We start from the raw sequence: 1,244 nt of genomic DNA, 5'->3' as shown, positions 1-1,244 counted from the left end.
GTGCTGTTCGCCGAGGTCACCCTGCCCGAACACGCCCAGGAGGACGCCGCCCGCTTCGGCCTGCACCCCGCCCTGCTGGACGCCGCCCTGCACGCGCAGCGCTTCCACGAGGGCTTTGCCGCGGAGGGTGTCTGGCTGCCCTTCACCTGGAACAGGGTGTCGCTGTTCGCCACCGGTGCGGCCACCATCCGCGTCCTGCTGCGCAGCACGGGCGACGACACGGTGCGCGTCGCCGCCGCCGACCCGGCAGGGGCTCCTGTCGCGCTGGTCGAGGCGATGCGGCTGCGCAAGGTGGACCCGTCCCGGCTGTCGGCCGCCACGACGGATCTGGACGGTCTGTTCGCGCTGGAGTGGTTCCCGGCGGCGGCCGCCGAGTCCGCCCCGGTCTACTCGGCCGCGGTCCTGGGCGCCGATCCGTTCCTGCTCGGGTCCGCCCTGCCCGGTGTCGTCGCCCACACCGACACTGCCGGGCTCCTTGCGTCGCTCGATGCGGGTGGTGCGCTGCCGCAGTGCGCGGTACTGCAGATCGCGGCTCCGGAGGCGGTCGATGTCCCGGCGGCCGCGCACGAACTCGCCGAGAAGCTGCTCCTGACGGTGCAGGCGTGGGTCGCGGACGAACGCCTGGAGAGCGTGCCGCTCGTCGTGGTCACCCGAGGCGCGGTGGGCACGGGGCAGGGACCCGACGATCCCGGTGTCACCGACCTGTCCGCATCGGTCGCCTGGGGACTCATCCGCAGCGCGCAGACCGAACACCCCGACCGCTTCGTACTCCTCGACATCGAAACCGACACCAACGCTGAAAGCGGCGCGACGTCCGACCCTGGCTGGGGGAGCCTCCTGGCCTTCGCCCTGTCCGGCTCCGAGCCCCAACTCGCCGTACGCAAGGGCGAGTTGCTCGCAGCCCGGCTCGTGCGCGGGGTCGACGGCCGGCAGATCGCCGGGGTCGGCGGATTCGGCGCCGGCACGGACTGGCGTATCGACGCGCTGGGGGCCGGCACGTTCGACGACGTGGGCAAGGCGGAGAACCCGCGCGCCACCCGGCCGCTTGAGGAGGGTGAGATACGGCTCCAGGTCCGCGCCGCCGGCCTCAACTTCATGGACGTGGCTGGATCCTTGGGCCTCGCCAAGTTCGAGGACGGTCTCGGGGCCGAGGGTGCGGGTGTGGTCGTGGAGACGGGGCCCGGTGTCACCCGCTTCGCCGTCGGTGACCGGGTGTTCGGCGGCTTCCCCTCCGCCTTCGCCCC

The 1,244-nt window shown here is 73.0% G+C and carries 1 protein-coding gene; it reads left to right on the top strand.

Features of this window, described 5'->3' with window-relative positions; all coding sequences use genetic code 11:
• Window positions 1–1,244: polyketide synthase dehydratase domain-containing protein (locus tag ABZ833_RS45615; RefSeq protein ID WP_361060047.1), on the top strand; the 1,244-nt coding region annotated here is incomplete at both ends.

It is taken from the genome of Streptomyces sp. NPDC047525, assembly GCF_040643025.1.
GTDB lineage: Bacteria > Actinomycetota > Actinomycetes > Streptomycetales > Streptomycetaceae > Streptomyces > Streptomyces durmitorensis.
Note: the sequence above shows the minus strand (reverse complement) of the source record. Positions and strands in the feature narration are given on the sequence as shown.